The sequence below is a fragment of the Pseudomonas sp. VEM90 genome, from assembly GCF_054611535.1.
The window spans coordinates 11,897-33,089 of the sequence record NZ_JBTRAR010000009.1 but is presented as its reverse complement, the minus strand read 5'-3'; the positions used below and the strand labels follow the sequence as shown (position 1 = coordinate 33,089).

The following is a 21,193-nucleotide window of genomic DNA, read 5'->3' as shown; positions in this document are numbered from 1 at the left end:
GATGCACCTATTTTCTAGCCCTTACTTGGAGTAGAGCTCGACAATCAGGTTTTCGTTGATGTCGGCAGACAGGTCGCTGCGAGCAGGAACGTTCTTGAAAACGCCCGACTTTTTAGCAGCATCCACGTCAACCCACTCAACGCGGCCACGCTGGGCGCACAGTTCAAGGGCTTGAACAATGCGCAACTGGCCCAGCGATTTCTCGCGGACTGCGACCACGTCACCCGGACGAACTTGGTAGGATGGAATGTTTACAGTTTTACCGTTGACGCTGATCGCTTTGTGCGAAACCAGCTGACGGGACTCGGAACGAGTCGAGCCGAAGCCCATACGGTAAACGACGTTATCCAGACGGCACTCGAGCAGTTGCAGCAGGTTCTCACCGGTTGCGCCTTTTTTCGAGGCAGCAGCTTGGTAGTAACCGCGGAACTGACGCTCCAGAACACCGTAGATACGACGGACTTTTTGTTTCTCACGCAGCTGGGTGCCGTAGTCGGACTGACGGCCACGGCGCTGGCCGTGGATACCTGGGGCTGCTTCGATATTGCACTTCGATTCCAGAGCGCGAACGCCGCTCTTCAGGAACAGGTCAGTGCCTTCACGACGAGACAGTTTGCATTTTGGACCAATGTAACGTGCCATTCTTCTGTCTCCTGATTACACGCGACGCTTCTTCGGCGGACGGCACCCGTTGTGCGGGATTGGCGTCACGTCGGTGATGCTGGCGATCTTGTAGCCGCAGCTGTTCAATGCACGAACGGCGGACTCACGACCTGGACCTGGACCCTTGACGTTAACGTCGAGGTTCTTCAGACCGTATTCCAGCGCAGCTTGACCAGCACGCTCAGCAGCGATCTGGGCTGCGAACGGGGTGGATTTGCGCGAACCACGGAAACCCGAACCACCGGAGGTCGCCCAGGACAAAGCATTGCCCTGACGATCGGTGATGGTCACGATGGTGTTGTTGAAAGAAGCATGGATGTGGGCGATGCCATCAACCACTGTCTTTTTGACTTTCTTACGAGGACGAGCAGCAGGTTTTGCCATGTCTATATTCCTGGGCGATTACTTGCGGATCGGCTTACGCGGGCCCTTACGGGTGCGTGCGTTGGTCTTGGTGCGCTGACCGCGAACCGGCAGACCTTTACGATGACGCAGGCCGCGGTAGCAACCCAGGTCCATCAAGCGCTTGATCTTCATGTTGACGTCACGACGCAGGTCACCTTCGGTGGTGAACTTCGCGACTTCGCCACGCAGGGTTTCGATTTGCTCGTCGCTCAGATCCTTGATCTTAGCGGCTGGGTTTACACCAGCGCCTGCACAAATCTTCTGTGCAGTTGTGCGACCGACACCATAGATGTAGGTCAGCGAGATAACAGTATGCTTGTTATCTGGAATGTTGACGCCTGCAATACGGGCCATTCAGTGGGACTCCAATTGACAGCTACCTACGCCCCGGAAGCCAAGAAATAGGGCGCGAGATAATATCGCTGTAGAAACGAATAATCAACCCAGCAGCACACTAGCTGCTGGGTTTGAAGCGCAGATCACACTCAGCCTTGGCGCTGTTTGTGACGCGGTTCCGCGCTGCAGATCACTCGTACGACGCCTTCGCGACGGATGATCTTGCAGTTACGGCACAGCTTTTTCACCGATGCACGAACTTTCATTACCGACTCCTCGAACCTTAGGGGCGTATCAGCGCAGCAGACCGCTGCCACCGTAGCCTTTCAGGTTGGCTTTCTTCATCAGGGATTCGTACTGGTGCGAAACGAGGTGCGATTGTACTTGGGACATGAAGTCCATCACAACCACTACCACAATCAGCAACGAGGTCCCGCCAAGGTAGAACGGCACATTTGCTGCCACCACCAGGAACTGGGGCAGAAGGCAGACGGCCATCATGTAAAGAGCACCGAACATGGTCAAACGGGTCAGAACGCCATCAATGTAGCGCGCCGACTGCTCACCAGGACGGATGCCCGGAATAAAGGCACCGGACTTCTTCAGGTTTTCCGCTACGTCTTTCGGGTTGAACATCAACGCTGTGTAGAAGAAGCAGAAGAAAATGATCCCTGCACTAAACAGCAGAATGTTCAACGGCTGACCAGGAGCGATCGACTGCGAGATGTCCTGCAGCCAGCCCATACCTTCGGACTGACCAAACCAGGCACCCAGCGAAGCCGGGAACAGCAGAATGCTGCTCGCGAAAATGGCCGGGATAACCCCCGCCATGTTCACCTTCAACGGCAAGTGGCTGGTCTGCGCAGCGAAGACCTTGCGGCCCTGCTGACGCTTGGCGTAATGAACGGCGATACGACGCTGACCACGCTCAATGAACACCACAAAACCGATAATCGCTACTGCCAGCAGACCGATAGCGACCAGGGCGAAAATGTTGATATCGCCTGTGCGTGCAGACTCGAAAGACTGCCCGATTGCTCTCGGAAGACCGGCAACGATACCTGCGAAGATCAACATCGAGATACCGTTGCCCACACCGCGCTCGGTGATCTGCTCGCCCAGCCACATCATGAACATCGCGCCTGCCACGAAAGTGGAAACAGCGACGACGTGGAAGCCCAGGCCTACAGAAAACGCCACGCCCTGGTTGGCCAGGCCAATGGACATGCCAATGGCTTGGACCAGTGCCAGGATAACGGTGCCGTAGCGGGTGTACTGGCTGATCTTGCGACGGCCAGCTTCACCTTCCTTCTTCAACTGCTCCAGTTGCGGGCTGACCGCCGTCATCAACTGCATGATGATCGATGCCGAAATGTACGGCATGATCCCCAGTGCAAAGATGCTCATGCGTTCGAGCGCGCCACCGGAAAACATGTTGAACAAGCTAAGAATGGTCCCCTCATTCTGCCGAAACAGATCCGCCAGACGGTCCGGATTGATGCCGGGAACCGGGATATGCGCACCTATCCGATAGACGATGATCGCCATGAACAGAAAGCGCAGACGAGCCCAGAGTTCCGACATCCCGCCCTTACCGAGCGAAGAGAGAGCACCTTGCTTAGCCATTTATTCCTCGAATTTGCCGCCAGCTGCTTCGATAGCCGCACGCGCACCCTTGGTGGCTGCGATACCCTTGATGGTGACTGCGCGAGTAACTTCGCCAGACAGCATGATTTTCACACGCTGAATGTGCTGGTTGATCACGTTGGCATCCTTCAGGGATTGCACGGAGATCACGTCGCCTTCCACTTTAGCCAGCTCGGACAGACGCACTTCGGCGCGGTCCATGGCCTTCAGGGAAACGAAGCCGAACTTCGGCAGGCGACGGTGCAGCGGCTGTTGACCGCCTTCGAAGCCAGGAGCGATCGAACCACCCGAACGGGAAGTCTGACCTTTGTGGCCACGGCCGCCGGTCTTACCCAGACCGCTACCGATACCACGACCTGGACGATGCTTCTCGCGACGGGAACCCGGCGCTGGACTCAGATCATTGAGTTTCATCGATTAGCCCTCGACCTTCAGCATGTAGTAAGCCTTGTTGATCATCCCGCGGTTCTCGGGAGTATCCTGGACTTCTACAGTGTGACCGATGCGACGCAGACCCAGGCCTTTAACACACAGCTTGTGGTTAGGCAGACGGCCCGAGACGCTCTTGATCAGCGTTACTTTTACGGTTGCCATGATCAGAAGATCTCCTCGACGCTCTTGCCACGCTTGGCGGCAATGGATTCAGGAGATTGCATGGCTTTCAGACCCTTGAAGGTGGCGTAAACCACGTTCACTGGGTTGGTCGAACCGTAGCACTTGGCCAGAACGTTCTGAACACCAGCAACTTCCAGGACAGCACGCATTGCGCCACCGGCGATGATACCGGTACCTTCCGAGGCAGGCTGCATGTAAACCTTCGAGGCGCCGTGGGCAGCCTTGGTGGCGTACTGCAGGGTGGTGCCCTTCAGGTCAACCTGGATCATGTTGCGGCGAGCAGCTTCCATGGCTTTCTGGATCGCGGCTGGTACTTCGCGCGACTTGCCACGGCCGAAGCCAACACGGCCTTTACCATCACCCACCACGGTCAGCGCGGTGAAAGTGAAGATACGGCCGCCTTTTACGGTTTTGGCAACGCGGTTAACTTGAACCAGCTTCTCGATGTAGCCTTCGTCGCGCTTTTGATCGTTATTTGCCATAACTTAGAACTCCAGCCCGCCTTCACGAGCAGCATCAGCCAGCGCTTTGACGCGGCCATGGTACTTGAAGCCGGAACGGTCAAAGGCAACTTGAGATACACCGGCGGCTTTCGCACGCTCAGCTACCAGCTTGCCAACCTTAGTGGCCGCGTCGATGTTGCCAGTGGCGCCATCACGCAGGTCTTTGTCCAAGGTCGAGGCGCTTGCCAGAACCTTGCTGCCGTCGGCCGAAATGACCTGGGCGTAGATGTGCTGCGAGGAGCGGAACACGCACAGGCGCACGACTTCGAGTTCGTGCATCTTGAGACGTGCTTTGCGAGCGCGACGCAGTCGAATAACTTTTTTGTCGGTCATTTACTAGGCCCTACTTCTTCTTGGCTTCTTTACGACGGACTACTTCGTCCGCGTAACGCACACCTTTACCTTTGTAAGGCTCTGGCGGACGGAAGTCGCGGATTTCAGCGGCCACCTGACCTACCAGCTGCTTGTCGATACCCTTGATCAGGATGTCGGTCTGGCTAGGTGTTTCAGCGGTGATACCGGCTGGCAGTTCGTAGTCCACTGGGTGAGAGAAGCCCAGGGCCAGGTTCAGGACGGTGCCTTTAGCCTGTGCCTTGTAACCAACACCGACCAGCTGGAGCTTGCGCTCGAAGCCTTGGCTTACGCCTTGGACCATGTTGTTGACCAGAGCGCGGGTGGTACCGGCCATGGCACGAGCTTGCTGGTCACCATTGCGAGCGACGAAACGCAGCTCACCAGACTCTTCGGTAACTTCAACAGACGAGTGAACGTTCAGTTCGAGAGTACCTTTGGCACCCTTCACCGAAAGCTGCTGACCGGCGAATTTGACTTCGACACCGGATGGCAGCTTAACGGGGTTCTTAGCGACGCGAGACATGTCTATCCCCCCTTAGAACACTGTGCACAGAACTTCGCCGCCGACACCGGCAGCGCGCGCAGCGCGATCCGTCATCACACCTTTGTTGGTGGAGACGATAGACACGCCCAGACCGCCACGTACTTTCGGCAGATCGGTGACGGCCTTGTACTGGCGCAGGCCTGGACGGCTGGAGCGCTTCAGTTCCTCGATGACCGGACGGCCTTCGAAGTACTTCAGTTCGATCGACAGGGAAGGCTTGGCCTCACCAGTTACCTGGTAGCCAGCGATGTAACCTTCGTCCTTCAGAACTTTGGCAACCGCGACCTTCAGGGTAGAGGAAGGCATGCTTACGACGGACTTTTCAGCCATCTGGGCATTACGGATGCGAGTTAGCATGTCCGCTAACGGGTCCTGCATACTCATGGGCTAGATGCTCCTGATACAAGAATTATTAGCCTTGCGGCTATGACAACCACCCGAACGGATTGGGCAAAAACCCAGGCTCAGGTGAGCCGGTCATTCTAGACACAAGGCAGAAACGAAACAAGCCCCATATAGGGGCTTGTTTGTTGGCGAGGTCACCGGCGGTCGGAAGATTGCTCCCCTTCCACCAGCGCCTTGCCTGCAGCGATTACCAGGAGGCCTTGACCAGACCCGGCACGTCACCACGCATTGCAGCTTGACGCAGCATGTTACGGCCCAGGCCGAACTTACGGTATACACCGTGAGGACGACCGGTCAGGCGGCAACGGTTGCGCAGGCGCGAAGCGCTAGCGTCACGTGGCTGCTTCTGCAGAGCGACAACGGCAGCAAAACGCTCTTCTGGAGAGGCATTCTGGTTAACGATGGTCGCTTTCAGCTCAGCACGCTTCTTGGCGAACTTTGCTACCGTGAGCTGACGCTTCAGCTCGCGGTTCTTCATGCTCTTCTTGGCCATTTTCCTACTCCAATCAGTTGCGGAACGGGAACTTGAAAGCACGCAGCAGAGCGCGGCCTTCGTCGTCCGAACGAGCAGTGGTGGTCAGGGTGATGTCCAAACCGCGCAGAGCATCGATCTTGTCGTAGTCGATTTCCGGGAAGATGATCTGCTCTTTCACGCCCATGCTGTAGTTGCCACGACCATCGAAGGACTTGGCATTCAGGCCGCGGAAGTCGCGAACCCGAGGCAGGGAGATCGCCAGCAGGCGGTCCAGAAATTCGTACATCTTGTCGCTACGCAGGGTCACCTTGACGCCGATCGGCCAGCCTTCGCGGACTTTGAAGCCAGCGATGGATTTGCGAGCGAAAGTCACGACCGGCTTTTGACCGGTGATCTTTTCCAGGTCGGCAACAGCGTGCTCGATGACTTTCTTGTCGCCGATCGCTTCGCCCAGACCCATGTTCAGGGTGATCTTGGTAACGCGCGGAACTTCCATCACGTTCGACAGCTTAAGTTCTTCCTTAAGCTTAGGAGCGATTTCGTTCCGGTAAATCTCTTTCAGTCGTGCCATGGTCTTCTACCTAGCAGTGTTCAAGCATCAACCGCTTTTTGGGTCGACTTGAAGACACGAATTTTTTTACCGTCTTCTACTTTGAAACCAACGCGGTCAGCCTTGTTGGTTTCACCGTTGAAGATGGCAACGTTGGAAGCGTGCAGAGGCGCTTCTTTCTCGACGATACCGCCCTGTACGCCCGCCATCGGGTTAGGCTTGGTATGACGCTTGACCAGGTTCACGCCACCGATAACCAGACGGTCATCAGCCAGAACCTTCAGCACCTTACCGCGCTTACCTTTGTCTTTGCCGGCGATCACGATGATCTCGTCGTCACGACGAATCTTTTGCATGTCGGATCTCCTTACAGCACTTCAGGGGCGAGCGAGACGATCTTCATGAACTTCTCAGTACGAAGCTCACGGGTCACTGGCCCGAAGATGCGAGTGCCGATCGGCTCTTGCTTGTTGTTCAGCAGAACAGCAGCGTTGCCGTCGAAACGAATGATGGAACCGTCAGCGCGACGAACACCGTGACGGGTACGTACGACAACAGCGGTCATCACTTGGCCTTTTTTGACCTTACCGCGCGGAATTGCTTCCTTGACGGTAACCTTGATGATGTCACCGATGCCGGCGTAACGGCGGTGCGAACCGCCGAGTACCTTGATGCACATGACGCGACGAGCGCCGCTGTTATCGGCCACATCGAGCATGGATTGAGTCTGAATCATAAAATTTCTCCGACCCCTAGCCCTTAGACTTCAACAGCGCGTTCGAGGACTTCAACCAGTGCCCAGGACTTGGTCTTGGCCAGCGGACGGGTTTCACGGATGGAAACCTTGTCGCCGATCTTGCACTGGTTGGCTTCGTCGTGCGCGTGCAGCTTAGTCGAACGCTTAACGTATTTACCGTAGATCGGGTGCTTTACGCGACGCTCGATCAGAACGGTGATGGTCTTGTCCATTTTGTCGCTGACGACACGGCCAGTCAGCGTACGGACGGTTTTTTCAGCTTCAGCCATGATCACTTACCTGCCTGCTGGTTGAGCACAGTTTTCACGCGAGCGATGTCACGCTTAACTTGCGAGAGCAGGTGCGACTGCCCCAACTGGCCAGTTGCTTTCTGCATACGCAGATTGAACTGGTCGCGCAGCAAGCCGAGCAGTTGCTCGTTCAGTTGCTGTGCCGATTTTTCACGAAGTTCATTCGCTTTCATCACATCACCGTCCGCTTAACAAAGGAGGTGGCGAGAGGCAGCTTTGCAGCAGCCAGGGCGAAAGCTTCGCGCGCCAGCTCTTCAGAAACACCCTCGATCTCGTACAGGACTTTGCCTGGCTGAATCTGGGCAACCCAGTACTCCACGGAACCCTTACCTTTACCCATACGAACCTCGAGAGGTTTCTTGGAGATCGGCTTGTCCGGGAACACACGGATCCAGATCTTACCGCCACGTTTAACGTGACGGGTCAGCGCACGACGTGCGGACTCGATCTGGCGAGCGGTGAGGCGACCGCGAGCAACAGCTTTCAGGGCGAATTCGCCGAAGCTGACTTTGCTACCGCGCAGTGCCAGACCACGGTTGTGGCCAGTCATCTGCTTGCGGAATTTTGTACGCTTTGGTTGCAACATTTGGCGTACCCCTTACTTAGCAGCTTTTTTACGAGGCGCTGGTGCTTGTGGTTTCAGTTCTTCTTGGCGACCACCAATAACTTCGCCTTTGAAGATCCAAACCTTCACACCGATCACACCGTAAGTGGTGTGAGCTTCGTAGGTGTTGTAGTCGATATCGGCACGCAGGGTGTGCAGAGGCACACGACCTTCGCGATACCACTCGGTACGAGCAATCTCAGCACCGCCGAGACGACCGCTCACCTGGATCTTGATGCCCTTGGCACCAATACGCATGGCGTTCTGTACCGCGCGCTTCATGGCGCGACGGAACATTACACGGCGTTCCAGCTGCTGAGCTACGCTCTGCGCAACCAGCATAGCGTCGAGTTCCGGCTTGCGGATCTCTTCGATGTTGATGTGCACAGGCACACCCATCTGCTTGGTCAGGTCCTGACGCAGCTTCTCGACATCTTCACCTTTCTTACCGATAACGATACCGGGACGAGCGGTGTGGATGGTGATGCGTGCAGTTTGAGCCGGACGATGAATATCGATACGGCTTACGGACGCGCTTTTTAGTTTGTCTTGGAGGTACTCACGCGTTTTCAGATCCTTCAACAGGTAATCTGCGTAAGTAGCACCGTCTGCGTACCAGACGGAGGTGTGCTCCTTGACGATTCCCAGGCGAATGCCAGTGGGATGTACTTTCTGACCCATCTGATCGACTCCGTTACTTGTCCGCAACCTTGACAGTGATATGGCAAGACCGCTTGACGATGCGATCAGCACGGCCTTTGGCACGTGGCATGATGCGCTTCAGCGAACGCCCTTCGTTGACGAAGACGGTGGAGACCTTCAGGTCATCAACGTCTGCGCCTTCGTTGTGTTCGGCGTTGGCTACGGCCGACTCGAGGACTTTCTTCATGATTTCAGCGGCTTTTTTGCTGCTGAAGGCCAACAGGTTGAGCGCTTCGCCCACCTTCTTCCCGCGGATCTGGTCGGCGACCAAGCGGGCTTTCTGGGCGGAGATGCGAGCGCCCGACAACTTAGCGGCTACTTCCATTTCCTTACCCCTTAACGCTTGGCTTTCTTGTCAGCCACGTGCCCGCGATAGGTGCGGGTACCGGCGAACTCGCCCAGTTTGTGGCCGACCATGTCTTCGTTCACGAGAACTGGAACATGCTGGCGACCGTTGTGAACCGCGATGGTCAGACCGACCATTTGTGGCAGGATCATCGAGCGACGCGACCAGGTTTTAACTGGCTTGCGATCGTTCTTCTCCACCGCCACTTCGACCTTCTTCAACAGGTGAAGATCGATAAAAGGACCTTTTTTCAGAGAACGTGGCACTGTCGTATCCCTCTAGTTACTTGCGACGACGGACGATCATGTTGTCGGTACGCTTATTACCACGGGTTTTAGCACCCTTGGTTGGGAAGCCCCATGGCGATACCGGATGACGACCACCGGAGGTACGACCTTCACCACCACCGTGTGGGTGGTCAACCGGGTTCATGGCAACACCACGAACGGTTGGGCGAACGCCGCGCCAGCGTTTGGCACCAGCTTTACCCAGCGAACGCAGGCTGTGCTCGGAGTTCGAGACTTCACCCAGGGTCGCACGGCACTCAGCCAGGACTTTACGCATTTCACCAGAGCGCAGACGCAGGGTCACGTAGACACCTTCGCGAGCGATCAGCTGAGCCGAAGCACCAGCGGAACGAGCGATCTGAGCACCTTTACCCGGCTTCAGTTCGATGCCGTGAATGGTGCTACCTACTGGAATGTTGCGCAGCTGCAGGGAGTTACCGGCCTTGATTGGGGCCAGGGCACCTGCGATCAGCTGGTCGCCAGCGCTCACGCCCTTAGGCGCGATGATGTAGCGACGCTCACCGTCTGCGTAGCACAGCAGGGCGATGTGAGCAGTACGGTTCGGATCGTATTCGATACGCTCGACAGTGGCTGGAATGCCATCTTTGTCGTTGCGACGGAAGTCGACCAGACGGTAATGCTGCTTGTGACCACCACCAACGTGACGAGTGGTAATGCGGCCATTGTTGTTACGACCACCAGACTTCGATTTTTTCTCGATCAGCGGTGCGTGAGGAGCGCCTTTGTGCAGCTCCTTGTTGACCACCTTGACCACGAAACGGCGGCCAGGGGAAGTCGGTTTGCATTTAACGATTGCCATGATGCACCCCTTCCTTACTCAGCACTGCTGCTGAAATCGAGATCTTGGCCTGGCTGAAGGGAGACGATCGCCTTCTTCCAGTCATTACGCTTGCCCAGACCACGTGCGGTACGCTTGGTTTTACCCAGAACGTTAACAGTCGACACGTTTTCAACTTTTACGTTGAACAGGCCTTCGACAGCTTTCTTGATTTCCAGCTTGGTTGCATCAGTAGCAACCTTGAATACGAACTGGCCTTTCTTCTCAGCCAGAACGGTAGCCTTCTCGGAAACGTGCGGGCCAAGGAGGACTTTGAATACGCGTTCCTGGTTCATCCCAGCAGCTCCTCGAATTTCTTCACGGCCGAGACAGTGATCAACACTTTCTCGTATGCGATCAGACTGACCGGGTCGGAACCTTGTACGTCACGTACATCGACGTGCGGCAGGTTACGAGCAGCCAGGTACAGGTTCTGATCAACAGCGTCGGAAACGATCAATACATCGCTCAGACCCATGCCGTTCAGCTTGTTCAGCAGATCTTTGGTTTTCGGTGCTTCAACAGCGAAGTCCTGAACCACGACCAGACGGTCGCTACGCACCAGCTCAGCGAGGATGGAGCGCAGAGCTGCGCGATACATCTTCTTGTTGAGCTTCTGCGAGTGATCTTGTGGGCGAGCTGCGAAGGTTACACCACCGCCACGCCAGATCGGACCACGAGTGGTACCAGCACGAGCACGGCCAGTACCCTTCTGACGCCATGGGCGCTTACCGCCACCAGCCACGTCGGAACGGGTCTTCTGCTGCTTGGTGCCCTGACGGCCGCCGGCCATGTAGGCCACGACTGCTTGGTGAACCAGCGTCTCGTTGAATTCGCCACCGAAAGTCAGTTCGGAAACTTCGATCGCCTGAGCGTCATTTACATTAAGTTGCATGTCAGTTTCCCCTTAACCGCGAGCCTTGACAGCTGGACGTACAACCACGTCGCCGCCAGTAGCGCCAGGTACGGCACCCTTGATCAGCAGCAGGTTGCGCTCAGCGTCTACGCGAACTACTTCCAGGGACTGAACAGTCACGCGCTCGGCGCCCATGTGACCGGACATTTTCTTGCCCTTGAACACACGACCAGGAGTCTGGCACTGGCCGATGGAACCAGGAACACGGTGCGACACGGAGTTACCGTGGGTGTTGTCCTGACCACGGAAGTTCCAGCGCTTGATGGTACCGGCGAAGCCTTTACCTTTGGACTGACCAGTAACGTCAACCAGCTGGCCTGCAGTGAAGAGTTCAGCTTTGATCAGATCGCCAGCCTGGAAATCGCCTTCTTCAAGACGGAACTCCCAAACACCGCGACCAGCGGCAACGTTGGCCTTGGCGAAGTGGCCTGCCTGAGCGGCAGTCACACGCGAAGCACGACGCTCGCCGACAGTGACTTGCACTGCACGGTAGCCATCGGTTTCTTCAGTTTTGAACTGGGTGACGCGATTCGGCTCGATCTCAATGACCGTGACCGGAATGGAGACACCTTCTTCGGTGAAAATGCGGGTCATACCGCACTTGCGACCGATTACACCAATAGTCATGTTGTAAACCTCATGAGTGTACGGGGCTTTCACCCGCTATGGCCGCCCATTTCAGAGCGTTACACGACTAGACCGAAGTCTTAGCCGAGGCTGATCTGTACTTCCACACCTGCCGCCAGATCAAGCTTCATCAGCGCGTCAACGGTTTTATCCGTTGGCTGGACGATGTCCAGAACACGCTTATGAGTGCGAATCTCGTACTGGTCGCGCGCGTCTTTGTTGACGTGCGGGGAAACCAGAACGGTGAAACGCTCTTTGCGGGTAGGCAGTGGAATTGGACCACGCACTTGTGCACCAGTACGTTTCGCGGTTTCCACGATTTCCTGGGTGGATTGGTCGATCAGGCGATGGTCGAAAGCCTTCAACCTGATACGGATTTGCTGATTTTGCATTGGATTTCAGACTCCAGGCTGTTCCCAACGGACGCACTACGCCCGCTAAAAGGAGGCGTGATTCTATAGACGCCCCCATTTAGTGTCAACCCAATAAAAAAAACCCCCGCTGAGCGGGGGTTTTTTTCAATCGGTCGAGTGATTACTCGATGATTTTGGCCACAACGCCGGCGCCGACGGTACGACCGCCTTCACGGATAGCGAAGCGCAGACCGTCTTCCATTGCGATGGTCTTGATCAGGGTAACAGTCATCTGAATGTTGTCACCTGGCATTACCATTTCAACGCCTTCCGGCAGTTCGCAGTTACCGGTCACGTCAGTGGTACGGAAGTAGAACTGTGGACGGTAGCCTTTGAAGAACGGAGTGTGACGGCCGCCTTCTTCCTTCGACAGGACGTAGACTTCTGCGGTGAACTTGGTGTGCGGCTTGACCGAACCTGGCTTGACCAGAACCTGACCACGCTCAACGTCGTCACGCTTGGTACCACGCAGCAGAACGCCGCAGTTCTCGCCAGCACGACCTTCGTCCAGCAGCTTGCGGAACATCTCAACACCGGTGCAGGTGGTGGTGGTGGTGTCACGCAGACCAACGATTTCCAGTGGATCCTGAACGCGGACGATACCACGCTCGATACGACCGGTAACAACGGTACCACGACCCGAGATCGAGAACACGTCTTCGATCGGCATCAGGAACGGCTGGTCGATGGCACGAACTGGCTCAGGAATGTAGCTGTCCAGAGTTTCTACCAGCTTCTTGACAGCGGTAGTACCCATTTCGTTGTCGTCTTTGCCTTCCAGCGCCATACGAGCCGAACCGATGATGATCGGGGTGTCGTCGCCTGGGAAGTCATAGGTGGACAGCAGGTCGCGAACTTCCATCTCGACCAGTTCCAGCAGCTCAGCGTCGTCTACCAGGTCAGCCTTGTTCAGGAAGACCACGATGTACGGAACGCCTACCTGACGGGACAGCAGGATGTGCTCACGGGTTTGTGGCATCGGACCATCGGCGGCCGAGCAAACCAGGATCGCGCCGTCCATCTGGGCAGCACCGGTGATCATGTTCTTCACGTAGTCAGCGTGACCTGGGCAGTCAACGTGAGCGTAGTGACGAATGGTCGAGTTGTACTCAACGTGAGCGGTGTTGATGGTGATACCGCGCGCTTTTTCTTCCGGAGCCGAGTCGATCTTGTCGAACTCAACGACTGCCGAACCGAAAACTTCGGAGCAAACGCGAGTCAGAGCTGCGGTCAGAGTGGTCTTACCGTGGTCAACGTGGCCGATGGTGCCGACGTTAACGTGGGGAAGGGAACGATCAAATTTTTCTTTAGCCACGACAGTGAACCTCTTGCCTAAAGGGGATTAGCCTTGTTTTTTAACGAGTGCTTCGACGATGTTCGACGGAGCTTCGGCGTATTTGGAGAATTCCATGGAGTAGCTTGCGCGACCCTGAGACATGGAACGAACGTCGGTTGCGTAACCGAACATCTCTCCGAGCGGTACTTCAGCACGGACGACACGGCCAGAGACCGACTCATCCATACCCTGGACCAGACCACGACGACGGTTCAGGTCACCCATCACGTCACCCAGGTAGTCTTCCGGGGTTACAACTTCGACTTTCATGATCGGCTCGAGAACCACGCCACCGCCCTTCTGGGCCAGTTGCTTGGTCGCCATCGAAGCAGCGATCTTGAACGCCATTTCGTTGGAGTCGACGTCGTGGTACGAACCGTCGAATACCGCGGCCTTCAGGCCGATCAGAGGATAACCGGCAACAATGCCGTTTTTCATCTGCTCTTCGATACCCTTCTGGATCGCAGGGATGTATTCCTTAGGAATCACACCACCAACGACTTCGTTGGAGAACACCAGACCTTCGGTGATGTTGCCCTTTTCGTCCACGTCCGGCTCGGAGAAACGAACCCAGCAGTGACCGAACTGACCACGACCACCCGACTGACGAACGAACTTGCCTTCGATCTCGACGTTGGACTTGGTGATCTTCTCGCGGTACGAAACCTGCGGCTTGCCGATGTTGGCTTCGACGTTGAATTCGCGCTTCATGCGGTCAACGAGGATGTCCAGGTGCAGCTCACCCATACCGGAGATGATGGTCTGACCGGTTTCTTCATCGGTCTTGACGCGGAACGACGGATCTTCCTGAGCCAGCTTGCCCAGTGCGATACCCATCTTCTCCTGGTCAGCCTTGGTTTTCGGCTCGACGGACAGGGAGATTACAGGCTCCGGGAAGTCCATACGCTCAAGGATGATTGGCTTGTCGGCGTTGCACAGGGTTTCACCCGTGGTCACGTCCTTCATGCCGATCAGGGCCGCGATGTCGCCAGCGCGTACTTCCTTGATCTCTTCACGCTGGTTGGCGTGCATCTGCACCATACGACCAACGCGCTCTTTCTTGCCTTTGACCGAGTTGATCACGGAGTCGCCGGAGCTCAGAACGCCCGAGTAGACGCGAACGAAGGTCAGAGTACCTACGAACGGGTCGGTCGCGATCTTGAACGCCAGTGCCGAGAACGGCTCGTCATCGTCAGCATGACGCTCGTCCTTGCGAACGGCCGGGTCGTCTTTTGCCAGATCCTTGTCGTCCGGGTTGATACCCTGGATAGCAGGAATCTCGGTCGGCGCAGGCAGGAAGTCGATGACGGCATCCAGAACCAGGGGAACACCCTTGTTCTTGAACGACGAACCGCAGACAGCCGGAACGATCTCGCTGGCCAGGGTGCGCGCACGCAGGCCTGCCTTGATCTCTTCGACGGACAGCTCACCTTCTTCAAGGTACTTGTTCATCAGCTCTTCGTTGGCTTCGGCGGCAGCTTCAACCATGTTGTTGCGCCATTCGTTAGCCAGCTCGACCATATCCGCAGGAATTTCTTCCTCACGGTAGGTAGTGCCCTTGTCGTCTTCGCTCCAGTAGATAGCCTTCATCTTGATCAGGTCAACCTGACCCTGGAAGTTATCTTCCGAACCGATGGCCAGCTGAACAGGAACCGGAGTGTGACCCAGACGGTTCTTGATCTGACCTACGACGCGCAGGAAGTTTGCACCAGCACGGTCCATCTTGTTCACGTAAACAACACGCGGAACACCGTACTTGTTGGCTTGACGCCATACGGTTTCGGACTGCGGCTCAACGCCGGAGGTGCCGCAGAACACAACGACCGCGCCATCGAGTACACGCAGCGAACGCTCTACTTCAATGGTGAAGTCAACGTGGCCAGGGGTATCGATGACGTTTACGCGGTAGTTGTCATACTGACCACGGGAACCTTTCCAGAAGGTGGTAACGGCAGCGGAGGTAATGGTGATACCGCGCTCCTGCTCCTGCACCATCCAGTCGGTGGTCGCGGCGCCGTCATGCACCTCGCCCATTTTGTGGCTCAGACCTGTGTAGAACAGGATCCGCTCGGTAGTGGTGGTCTTGCCCGCGTCAACGTGGGCACAGATACCAATGTTGCGGTAGCGGTTAATTGCTGTAGTACGAGCCATAAAGCCCTCGCAAAAAGATTGATGCTTGAATTAGAAGCGGTAGTGCGAGAACGCTTTGTTGGCTTCAGCCATACGGTGAACGTCTTCACGCTTCTTGACTGCAGCACCCTTGCCTTCGGCAGCATCCAGCAGCTCGCCGGCCAGACGCAGAGCCATCGACTTCTCGCCGCGCTTACGGGCGTAGTCTACGAGCCAGCGCATTGCCAGAGCGTTACGACGGGATGGACGAACTTCAACCGGAACCTGGTAAGTGGCACCGCCGACACGACGGGACTTTACTTCGACCAGCGGAGCGATGGCGTCGAGAGCTTTCTCGAAGATTTCCAGGGGGTCGCTGTTCTTGCGTGCTTTGACGGTATCCAGGGCACCGTAAACGATGCGCTCGGCTACGGCCTTCTTGCCGCTTTCCATCACGTGGTTCATGAACTTCGCGAGGATCTGGGATCCGTACTTCGGATCGTCAAGGATCTCACGTTTTGCTGCTACACGACGTCTTGGCATGATAAGCCCTCAAACGGTCTTCAGGTTAGCCCGGGACCAGGTCATTCGACCCACGCCCGACCTTACTCTTATCGACTCAAAAAAATGGATGTCTGCAAACGGCCGATTACTTCGGACGCTTGGTACCGTACTTCGAACGACCCTGGTTACGGCCTTTAACGCCCGAAGTATCCAGAGAGCCGCGAACGGTGTGGTAACGAACACCTGGCAAGTCTTTTACACGACCGCCACGAATCAGGACGACGCTGTGCTCTTGCAGGTTGTGGCCTTCACCACCGATGTACGAGGAAACCTCGAAACCGTTGGTCAGACGCACACGGCATACTTTACGCAGTGCCGAGTTAGGTTTTTTCGGCGTGGTGGTGTACACACGGGTGCACACGCCACGACGTTGCGGGCAGTTCTGCAGCGCAGGAACGTCGGACTTCTCGACCGAACGCTTACGCGGCTGACGTACCAGCTGGTTGATAGTTGCCATCTACTAGCTCCACTGATTGTCTTGCGACTCTATTGTCTTGCAAGAAAGCCAAAAATTGGCGAGACGGAGCCTCACCAAATTTAAGGGTACAAAAGTCTAAAGAGGATCTTGCACCCAGTCAAGACGAGGCCCCGGCCCTCCCCGCCCGATCATCGGCAACATTTCATGTCGCCGATGATCGCCCGAGGCTAGCCGGGGCCTTGCCCTGTACTTAGTTACCGCTGGAATTCAGCGCTTCGGTCAGTGCGGCTTCCACTTCACTGGCGCTTACACGCAGCGGTTTGTCGGCATCACGGCGACGCTTGCGCTCGCTGTGGTAGGCCAGACCAGTACCAGCCGGGATCAGACGACCCACGACCACGTTCTCTTTCAGGCCGCGCAGGTAGTCGCGCTTGCCGGTTACCGCCGCTTCGGTCAGTACGCGGGTTGTTTCCTGGAAGGAAGCCGCGGAGATGAACGACTCGGTCGACAGCGAGGCCTTGGTGATACCCAGCAGCACGCGGGTGAACTTGGAGATGAACTTGTCCTCGCTAGCGAGACGCTCGTTCTCTACCAGTACCTGGGTCAGTTCCATCTGGTCGCCCTTGATGAAGCTGGAATCACCCGACTCGGAGATCTCAACCTTGCGCAGCATCTGACGCAGAATGGTCTCGATGTGCTTGTCGTTGATCTTCACGCCTTGCAGACGGTAAACGTCCTGGATCTCGTTGACGATGTACTTCGCCAGCGCACTCACACCCAGCAGACGCAGGATGTCATGCGGATCGCTCGGGCCGTCCGAGATAACTTCGCCGCGGTTTACCTGTTCACCTTCGAAGACGTTCAGGTGGCGCCACTTCGGAATCAGCTCTTCGTACGGATCGCTACCGTCGGTCGGAGTGATCACCAGGCGACGCTTGCCCTTGGTCTCTTTACCGAATGCGATGGTGCCGCTGACTTCAGCCAGAATCGAGGCTTCTTTCGGACGACGCGCTTCGAACAGGTCGGCAACGCGCGGCAGACCACCGGTAATGTCACGGGTCTTCGACGTCTCTTGCGGGATACGCGCAATAACGTCACCAACACCGATCTGCGCACCGTCAGCCACACCGACAAGGGCGTTGGCCGGCAGGAAGTACTGGGCAGGTACGTCAGTACCTGGCAGGTACAGGTCCTTGCCAGCAGCATCGACCATCTTGATTGCCGGACGGATTTCCTTGCCTGCGGCAGGGCGATCCTTGACGTCCAGTACTTCAATGTTGGTCAAGCCGGTCAGTTCGTCGGTCTGACGCTTGATGGTGATGTTTTCTTCCATGCCCACGAAGGTCACGGTACCTTTCAGTTCGGTAACGATCGGGTGAGTGTGCGGGTCCCATTTGGCGACGATGGCGCCAGCTTCGACCTTTTCACCTTCCTTGACCGAAATCACCGCACCGTAAGGCAGCTTGTAGCGCTCACGCTCACGACCGAACTCGTCGGCAATCGCCAACTCACCCGAACGCGATACGGCAACCAGGTTACCGTCGGCACGCTCAACCTGCTTCAGGTTGTGCAGACGCACCATACCGCCATTCTTCACCTGGACGCTGTCGGCAGCCGAAGTACGGCTTGCAGCACCACCGATGTGGAACGTACGCATGGTCAGCTGGGTACCCGGCTCACCGATCGACTGGGCAGCGATAACGCCGACAGCTTCACCGATGTTCACCTGGTGACCGCGAGCCAGATCACGACCGTAGCACTTGGCGCAGATGCCGTAGCGGGTTTCGCAGTTGATCGGCGAACGCACGATCACTTCGTCGATGCTGTTCAGCTCGATGAACTCGACCCATTGCTCGTCGACCAAGGTACCGGCCGGAACGATAACGTCCTCGGTGCCTGGCTTGAACACGTCACGGGCGATGACACGACCCAGTACACGCTCACCCAGCGGCTCTACAACATCGCCGCCTTCGATGTGTGGCGTCATCACCAGGCCCTGATCGGTGCCGCAGTCGATCTCGGTCACAACCAGATCCTGGGCAACGTCCACCAGACGACGAGTCAGGTAACCGGAGTTAGCGGTTTTCAGTGCGGTATCCGCCAGACCCTTACGAGCACCGTGAGTCGAGATGAAGTACTGAAGTACGCTCAGACCTTCACGGAAGTTCGCAGTGATCGGCGTCTCGATGATGGAGCCGTCCGGCTTAGCCATCAGACCACGCATACCGGCCAGCTGACGGATCTGGGCTGCGGAACCCCGCGCACCCGAGTCAGCCATCATGTACATCGAGTTGAAGGACTCTTGCTCGACTTCCTTGCCTTCGCGGTCGATGACCTTCTCTTTCGAGAGGTTGGCCATCATCGCCTTGGACACTTCGTCGTTCGCCTTCGACCACAAGTCGATGACCTTGTTGTACTTCTCGCCCTGGGTTACCAGGCCGGAGGCGTACTGGCTCTCGATTTCCTTCACTTCGTCGGTAGCGTTACCGATGATGCGGGCTTTCTCGTCCGGGATAACGAAGTCGTTAACACCGATGGAAACGCCGGAAATGGTCGAGTAAGCGAAACCGGTGTACATCAACTGGTCGGCGAAGATAACGGTCTCTTTCAGACCAACCACGCGGTAGCACTGGTTGATCAGCTTGGAGATCGCCTTCTTCTTCATTGGCTGGTTGACCACGTCGTACGGCAGACCTGCCGGCACAACCTGGAACAGCAGCGCACGGCCGACGGTGGTGTCGACGATACGGGTATTCTTGACCACCGAGCCATCACGCTCTTTCACGGTTTCGTTGATACGAACCTTGATTTTCGCGTGCAGTGCAGCTTCGCCGGCGCGGAATACGCGGTCGACTTCCTGCAGGTCGGCGAAGACGCGACCTTCGCCCTTGGCATTGATAGCTTCACGGGTCATGTAGTACAGACCCAGTACAACGTCCTGCGACGGAACGATGATTGGCTCACCGTTGGCTGGCGACAGGATGTTGTTGGTCGACATCATCAGCGCACGTGCTTCGAGCTGGGCTTCCAGGGTCAGCGGCACGTGAACGGCCATCTGGTCACCGTCGAAGTCGGCGTTGTACGCAGCACAGACCAGCGGGTGAAGCTGGATAGCCTTACCTTCGATCAGTACGGGCTCAAACGCCTGGATACCCAGACGGTGCAGGGTCGGTGCACGGTTGAGCAGTACGGGGTGTTCGCGAATCACTTCTGCGAGAACGTCCCACACCTCTGGCAGCTCGCGCTCGACCATCTTCTTGGCAGCCTTGATGGTGGTCGCCAGACCACGCATTTCCAGCTTGCCGAAAATGAACGGTTTGAACAGCTCGAGGGCCATCTTCTTCGGCAGACCGCACTGGTGCAGACGCAGGGTCGGACCTACGGTAATTACCGAACGGCCGGAGTAGTCAACACGCTTACCGAGCAAGTTCTGACGGAAGCGACCTTGCTTACCTTTGATCATGTCGGCCAGGGACTTCAGCGGACGCTTGTTCGAGCCAGTGATGGCGCGACCACGACGGCCGTTGTCCAGCAGGGCGTCGACCGCTTCCTGCAGCATGCGCTTTTCGTTGCGCACGATGATGTCCGGCGCCGACAGGTCCAGCAGGCGCTTCAGACGGTTGTTACGGTTGATCACCCGACGATACAGGTCGTTCAGGTCGGAGGTCGCGAAACGGCCACCATCCAGCGGTACCAGCGGACGCAGGTCCGGCGGCAGCACTGGCAGAACGGTCAGGACCATCCACTCAGGCAGGTTGCCCGAGCCCTGGAAGGCTTCCATCAGCTTCAGACGCTTGGAAAGCTTCTTGATCTTGGTTTCCGAGTTGGTCTGCGGAATTTCTTCGCGCAGGCGGCCGATCTCGTGCTCCAGGTCGATAGCGTGCAGCAGCTCGCGGACAGCCTCGGCACCCATGCGGGCGTCAAAGTCGTCACCGAACTCTTCCAGCGCTTCGAAGTACTGCTCGTCGTTCAGCAGCTGGCCCTTTTCCAGGGTAGTCATGCCCGGATCGATAACGACATAGCTCTCGAAGTAGAGCACGCGCTCGATATCACGCAGGGTCATGTCCATCAGCAGGCCGATACGGGACGGCAGCGACTTCAGGAACCAGATGTGGGCAACCGGCGAGGCCAGTTCGATGTGCGCCATGCGCTCACGACGAACCTTCGCCAAGGCAACTTCAACGCCGCACTTCTCGCAGATTACGCCGCGGTGCTTGAGGCGCTTGTACTTGCCGCACAGGCACTCGTAGTCCTTGACTGGGCCAAAGATCTTGGCGCAGAACAGGCCGTCACGCTCAGGCTTGAACGTACGGTAGTTGATGGTTTCCGGCTTCTTAACTTCACCGAACGACCACGAACGGATCATTTCAGGCGACGCCAGACCGATGCGGATGGCGTCGAACTCTTCGACTTGACCCTGGTTTTTCAGCAAATTCAGTAGGTCTTTCAAGGCCTTTCCTCCTGGCGGAGCAGGGAGCGGGCATTACCT

The 21,193-nt window shown here is 56.7% G+C and carries 31 protein-coding genes; all 31 read right to left on the bottom strand.

All coding sequences use genetic code 11. The annotated features are described in order from the left end of the window. Nucleotides 1-21: 21 nt before the first annotated feature. Nucleotides 22-642, bottom strand: coding sequence for a 30S ribosomal protein S4 (gene rpsD, locus ACYCCG_RS10890; RefSeq protein WP_003255453.1), 621 nt, complete (start codon nt 640-642; stop codon nt 22-24). Nucleotides 643-657: 15 nt separating this feature from the next. Continuing rightward, the gene (gene rpsK, locus ACYCCG_RS10885) at nt 658-1,047 is read right to left on the bottom strand and encodes a 30S ribosomal protein S11 (protein ID WP_003255454.1); all 390 of its coding nucleotides are present in this window, start codon (nt 1,045-1,047) and stop codon (nt 658-660) included. 18 nt (nt 1,048-1,065) lie between these two features. After that, on the bottom strand, nt 1,066-1,422 hold the full coding sequence (rpsM, locus tag ACYCCG_RS10880) for a 30S ribosomal protein S13 (RefSeq protein WP_459670362.1): 357 nt from the start codon (nt 1,420-1,422) through the stop codon (nt 1,066-1,068). Between the two features lie 131 nt (nt 1,423-1,553). After that, nucleotides 1,554-1,670, bottom strand: coding sequence for a 50S ribosomal protein L36 (rpmJ, locus tag ACYCCG_RS10875; RefSeq protein WP_002555468.1), 117 nt, complete (start codon nt 1,668-1,670; stop codon nt 1,554-1,556). 28 nt (nt 1,671-1,698) lie between these two features. After that, nucleotides 1,699-3,030: a preprotein translocase subunit SecY gene (gene secY, locus ACYCCG_RS10870; protein ID WP_003257108.1), complete on the bottom strand. Its 1,332-nt coding sequence runs from the start codon at nt 3,028-3,030 to the stop codon at nt 1,699-1,701. After that, the gene (gene rplO, locus ACYCCG_RS10865; RefSeq protein ID WP_003255461.1) at nt 3,031-3,465 is read right to left on the bottom strand and encodes a 50S ribosomal protein L15; all 435 of its coding nucleotides are present in this window, start codon (nt 3,463-3,465) and stop codon (nt 3,031-3,033) included. 3 nt (nt 3,466-3,468) lie between these two features. Then, the gene (gene rpmD, locus ACYCCG_RS10860) at nt 3,469-3,645 is read right to left on the bottom strand and encodes a 50S ribosomal protein L30 (protein ID WP_003255463.1); all 177 of its coding nucleotides are present in this window, start codon (nt 3,643-3,645) and stop codon (nt 3,469-3,471) included. A 2-nt stretch (nt 3,646-3,647) separates the two neighbouring features. Further along, nucleotides 3,648-4,148 carry a 30S ribosomal protein S5 gene (rpsE, locus tag ACYCCG_RS10855; protein WP_003255465.1) on the bottom strand — a complete coding sequence of 167 codons (501 nt, stop codon included), beginning with the start codon at nt 4,146-4,148 and terminating at the stop codon, nt 3,648-3,650. A 3-nt stretch (nt 4,149-4,151) separates the two neighbouring features. Continuing rightward, the gene (gene rplR, locus ACYCCG_RS10850; protein WP_003255467.1) at nt 4,152-4,502 is read right to left on the bottom strand and encodes a 50S ribosomal protein L18; all 351 of its coding nucleotides are present in this window, start codon (nt 4,500-4,502) and stop codon (nt 4,152-4,154) included. 10 nt (nt 4,503-4,512) lie between these two features. Then, a complete protein-coding gene (rplF, locus tag ACYCCG_RS10845) occupies nt 4,513-5,046 on the bottom strand; it encodes a 50S ribosomal protein L6 (RefSeq protein ID WP_003255469.1) in 534 nt (177 codons plus the stop codon). Nucleotides 5,047-5,058: 12 nt separating this feature from the next. After that, complete coding sequence (rpsH, locus tag ACYCCG_RS10840) at nt 5,059-5,451, bottom strand: 30S ribosomal protein S8 (protein ID WP_003255471.1); 393 nt, start codon at nt 5,449-5,451, stop codon at nt 5,059-5,061. Nucleotides 5,452-5,659: 208 nt separating this feature from the next. Then, nucleotides 5,660-5,965 carry a 30S ribosomal protein S14 gene (gene rpsN / locus ACYCCG_RS10835; RefSeq protein WP_110637824.1) on the bottom strand — a complete coding sequence of 102 codons (306 nt, stop codon included), beginning with the start codon at nt 5,963-5,965 and terminating at the stop codon, nt 5,660-5,662. Nucleotides 5,966-5,978: 13 nt separating this feature from the next. Then, nucleotides 5,979-6,518 (bottom strand): 50S ribosomal protein L5, encoded by a 540-nt coding sequence (gene rplE / locus ACYCCG_RS10830; protein WP_003255474.1) that lies wholly within the window; start codon nt 6,516-6,518, stop codon nt 5,979-5,981. Nucleotides 6,519-6,538: 20 nt separating this feature from the next. Further along, nucleotides 6,539-6,853 carry a 50S ribosomal protein L24 gene (gene rplX, locus ACYCCG_RS10825; RefSeq protein ID WP_003255476.1) on the bottom strand — a complete coding sequence of 105 codons (315 nt, stop codon included), beginning with the start codon at nt 6,851-6,853 and terminating at the stop codon, nt 6,539-6,541. Nucleotides 6,854-6,864: 11 nt separating this feature from the next. Then, complete coding sequence (rplN, locus tag ACYCCG_RS10820; RefSeq protein WP_002555479.1) at nt 6,865-7,233, bottom strand: 50S ribosomal protein L14; 369 nt, start codon at nt 7,231-7,233, stop codon at nt 6,865-6,867. 23 nt (nt 7,234-7,256) lie between these two features. Beyond that, nucleotides 7,257-7,523 (bottom strand): 30S ribosomal protein S17, encoded by a 267-nt coding sequence (rpsQ, locus tag ACYCCG_RS10815; RefSeq protein ID WP_003255478.1) that lies wholly within the window; start codon nt 7,521-7,523, stop codon nt 7,257-7,259. 2 nt (nt 7,524-7,525) lie between these two features. Next, complete coding sequence (gene rpmC / locus ACYCCG_RS10810) at nt 7,526-7,717, bottom strand: 50S ribosomal protein L29 (RefSeq protein ID WP_002555481.1); 192 nt, start codon at nt 7,715-7,717, stop codon at nt 7,526-7,528. Then, nucleotides 7,717-8,130 carry a 50S ribosomal protein L16 gene (gene rplP / locus ACYCCG_RS10805; protein ID WP_003255479.1) on the bottom strand — a complete coding sequence of 138 codons (414 nt, stop codon included), beginning with the start codon at nt 8,128-8,130 and terminating at the stop codon, nt 7,717-7,719. The genes rpmC and rplP overlap by 1 nt, the downstream gene beginning before the upstream one ends. 12 nt (nt 8,131-8,142) lie before the next feature. Next, nucleotides 8,143-8,829: a 30S ribosomal protein S3 gene (rpsC, locus tag ACYCCG_RS10800; protein WP_003255481.1), complete on the bottom strand. Its 687-nt coding sequence runs from the start codon at nt 8,827-8,829 to the stop codon at nt 8,143-8,145. 13 nt (nt 8,830-8,842) lie between these two features. Continuing rightward, nucleotides 8,843-9,175: a 50S ribosomal protein L22 gene (gene rplV / locus ACYCCG_RS10795; protein WP_003103908.1), complete on the bottom strand. Its 333-nt coding sequence runs from the start codon at nt 9,173-9,175 to the stop codon at nt 8,843-8,845. Between the two features lie 11 nt (nt 9,176-9,186). After that, nucleotides 9,187-9,462: a 30S ribosomal protein S19 gene (rpsS, locus tag ACYCCG_RS10790; protein WP_003255482.1), complete on the bottom strand. Its 276-nt coding sequence runs from the start codon at nt 9,460-9,462 to the stop codon at nt 9,187-9,189. Between the two features lie 16 nt (nt 9,463-9,478). Then, on the bottom strand, nt 9,479-10,303 hold the full coding sequence (gene rplB, locus ACYCCG_RS10785) for a 50S ribosomal protein L2 (protein ID WP_003255483.1): 825 nt from the start codon (nt 10,301-10,303) through the stop codon (nt 9,479-9,481). Nucleotides 10,304-10,317: 14 nt separating this feature from the next. Continuing rightward, entirely contained in the window at nt 10,318-10,617 is a 300-nt protein-coding gene (gene rplW, locus ACYCCG_RS10780) for a 50S ribosomal protein L23 (protein WP_003255484.1), read from the bottom strand. After that, nucleotides 10,614-11,216 carry a 50S ribosomal protein L4 gene (rplD, locus tag ACYCCG_RS10775; RefSeq protein WP_003255485.1) on the bottom strand — a complete coding sequence of 201 codons (603 nt, stop codon included), beginning with the start codon at nt 11,214-11,216 and terminating at the stop codon, nt 10,614-10,616. The genes rplW and rplD overlap by 4 nt, the downstream gene beginning before the upstream one ends. Before the next feature lie 12 nt (nt 11,217-11,228). Next, nucleotides 11,229-11,864: a 50S ribosomal protein L3 gene (gene rplC / locus ACYCCG_RS10770; protein WP_003255486.1), complete on the bottom strand. Its 636-nt coding sequence runs from the start codon at nt 11,862-11,864 to the stop codon at nt 11,229-11,231. 80 nt (nt 11,865-11,944) lie between these two features. Beyond that, nucleotides 11,945-12,256 (bottom strand): 30S ribosomal protein S10, encoded by a 312-nt coding sequence (gene rpsJ, locus ACYCCG_RS10765; RefSeq protein ID WP_003186070.1) that lies wholly within the window; start codon nt 12,254-12,256, stop codon nt 11,945-11,947. A gap of 142 nt (nt 12,257-12,398) precedes the next feature. Next, nucleotides 12,399-13,592 carry an elongation factor Tu gene (gene tuf / locus ACYCCG_RS10760; RefSeq protein ID WP_038411791.1) on the bottom strand — a complete coding sequence of 398 codons (1,194 nt, stop codon included), beginning with the start codon at nt 13,590-13,592 and terminating at the stop codon, nt 12,399-12,401. A 27-nt stretch (nt 13,593-13,619) separates the two neighbouring features. Next, nucleotides 13,620-15,764, bottom strand: coding sequence for an elongation factor G (fusA, locus tag ACYCCG_RS10755; RefSeq protein ID WP_459670350.1), 2,145 nt, complete (start codon nt 15,762-15,764; stop codon nt 13,620-13,622). A 30-nt stretch (nt 15,765-15,794) separates the two neighbouring features. Continuing rightward, a complete protein-coding gene (gene rpsG, locus ACYCCG_RS10750) occupies nt 15,795-16,265 on the bottom strand; it encodes a 30S ribosomal protein S7 (RefSeq protein WP_003246741.1) in 471 nt (156 codons plus the stop codon). Between the two features lie 106 nt (nt 16,266-16,371). Then, nucleotides 16,372-16,743 (bottom strand): 30S ribosomal protein S12, encoded by a 372-nt coding sequence (gene rpsL, locus ACYCCG_RS10745; RefSeq protein WP_003255492.1) that lies wholly within the window; start codon nt 16,741-16,743, stop codon nt 16,372-16,374. Between the two features lie 211 nt (nt 16,744-16,954). Then, the gene (gene rpoC, locus ACYCCG_RS10740) at nt 16,955-21,154 is read right to left on the bottom strand and encodes a DNA-directed RNA polymerase subunit beta' (protein ID WP_014589475.1); all 4,200 of its coding nucleotides are present in this window, start codon (nt 21,152-21,154) and stop codon (nt 16,955-16,957) included. Nucleotides 21,155-21,193 lie beyond the last annotated feature (39 nt).

What these genes read in the sequence shown, in the direction of transcription:
- rpsD (WP_003255453.1), bottom strand. Translation starts at nt 642, where the DNA reads ATGGCACGTTACATTGGTCCAAAATGCAAACTGTCTCGTCGTGAAGGC.
- rpsK (WP_003255454.1), bottom strand. Translation starts at nt 1,047, where the DNA reads ATGGCAAAACCTGCTGCTCGTCCTCGTAAGAAAGTCAAAAAGACAGTG.
- rpsM (WP_459670362.1), bottom strand. Translation starts at nt 1,422, where the DNA reads ATGGCCCGTATTGCAGGCGTCAACATTCCAGATAACAAGCATACTGTT.
- rpmJ (WP_002555468.1), bottom strand. Translation starts at nt 1,670, where the DNA reads ATGAAAGTTCGTGCATCGGTGAAAAAGCTGTGCCGTAACTGCAAGATC.
- secY (WP_003257108.1), bottom strand. Translation starts at nt 3,030, where the DNA reads ATGGCTAAGCAAGGTGCTCTCTCTTCGCTCGGTAAGGGCGGGATGTCG.
- rplO (WP_003255461.1), bottom strand. Translation starts at nt 3,465, where the DNA reads ATGAAACTCAATGATCTGAGTCCAGCGCCGGGTTCCCGTCGCGAGAAG.
- rpmD (WP_003255463.1), bottom strand. Translation starts at nt 3,645, where the DNA reads ATGGCAACCGTAAAAGTAACGCTGATCAAGAGCGTCTCGGGCCGTCTG.
- rpsE (WP_003255465.1), bottom strand. Translation starts at nt 4,148, where the DNA reads ATGGCAAATAACGATCAAAAGCGCGACGAAGGCTACATCGAGAAGCTG.
- rplR (WP_003255467.1), bottom strand. Translation starts at nt 4,502, where the DNA reads ATGACCGACAAAAAAGTTATTCGACTGCGTCGCGCTCGCAAAGCACGT.
- rplF (WP_003255469.1), bottom strand. Translation starts at nt 5,046, where the DNA reads ATGTCTCGCGTCGCTAAGAACCCCGTTAAGCTGCCATCCGGTGTCGAA.
- rpsH (WP_003255471.1), bottom strand. Translation starts at nt 5,451, where the DNA reads ATGAGTATGCAGGACCCGTTAGCGGACATGCTAACTCGCATCCGTAAT.
- rpsN (WP_110637824.1), bottom strand. Translation starts at nt 5,965, where the DNA reads ATGGCCAAGAAGAGCATGAAGAACCGCGAGCTGAAGCGTCAGCTCACG.
- rplE (WP_003255474.1), bottom strand. Translation starts at nt 6,518, where the DNA reads ATGGCACGACTGAAAGAGATTTACCGGAACGAAATCGCTCCTAAGCTT.
- rplX (WP_003255476.1), bottom strand. Translation starts at nt 6,853, where the DNA reads ATGCAAAAGATTCGTCGTGACGACGAGATCATCGTGATCGCCGGCAAA.
- rplN (WP_002555479.1), bottom strand. Translation starts at nt 7,233, where the DNA reads ATGATTCAGACTCAATCCATGCTCGATGTGGCCGATAACAGCGGCGCT.
- rpsQ (WP_003255478.1), bottom strand. Translation starts at nt 7,523, where the DNA reads ATGGCTGAAGCTGAAAAAACCGTCCGTACGCTGACTGGCCGTGTCGTC.
- rpmC (WP_002555481.1), bottom strand. Translation starts at nt 7,717, where the DNA reads ATGAAAGCGAATGAACTTCGTGAAAAATCGGCACAGCAACTGAACGAG.
- rplP (WP_003255479.1), bottom strand. Translation starts at nt 8,130, where the DNA reads ATGTTGCAACCAAAGCGTACAAAATTCCGCAAGCAGATGACTGGCCAC.
- rpsC (WP_003255481.1), bottom strand. Translation starts at nt 8,829, where the DNA reads ATGGGTCAGAAAGTACATCCCACTGGCATTCGCCTGGGAATCGTCAAG.
- rplV (WP_003103908.1), bottom strand. Translation starts at nt 9,175, where the DNA reads ATGGAAGTAGCCGCTAAGTTGTCGGGCGCTCGCATCTCCGCCCAGAAA.
- rplB (WP_003255483.1), bottom strand. Translation starts at nt 10,303, where the DNA reads ATGGCAATCGTTAAATGCAAACCGACTTCCCCTGGCCGCCGTTTCGTG.
- rplW (WP_003255484.1), bottom strand. Translation starts at nt 10,617, where the DNA reads ATGAACCAGGAACGCGTATTCAAAGTCCTCCTTGGCCCGCACGTTTCC.
- rplD (WP_003255485.1), bottom strand. Translation starts at nt 11,216, where the DNA reads ATGCAACTTAATGTAAATGACGCTCAGGCGATCGAAGTTTCCGAACTG.
- rplC (WP_003255486.1), bottom strand. Translation starts at nt 11,864, where the DNA reads ATGACTATTGGTGTAATCGGTCGCAAGTGCGGTATGACCCGCATTTTC.
- rpsJ (WP_003186070.1), bottom strand. Translation starts at nt 12,256, where the DNA reads ATGCAAAATCAGCAAATCCGTATCAGGTTGAAGGCTTTCGACCATCGC.
- fusA (WP_459670350.1), bottom strand. Translation starts at nt 15,764, where the DNA reads ATGGCTCGTACTACAGCAATTAACCGCTACCGCAACATTGGTATCTGT.
- rpsG (WP_003246741.1), bottom strand. Translation starts at nt 16,265, where the DNA reads ATGCCAAGACGTCGTGTAGCAGCAAAACGTGAGATCCTTGACGATCCG.
- rpsL (WP_003255492.1), bottom strand. Translation starts at nt 16,743, where the DNA reads ATGGCAACTATCAACCAGCTGGTACGTCAGCCGCGTAAGCGTTCGGTC.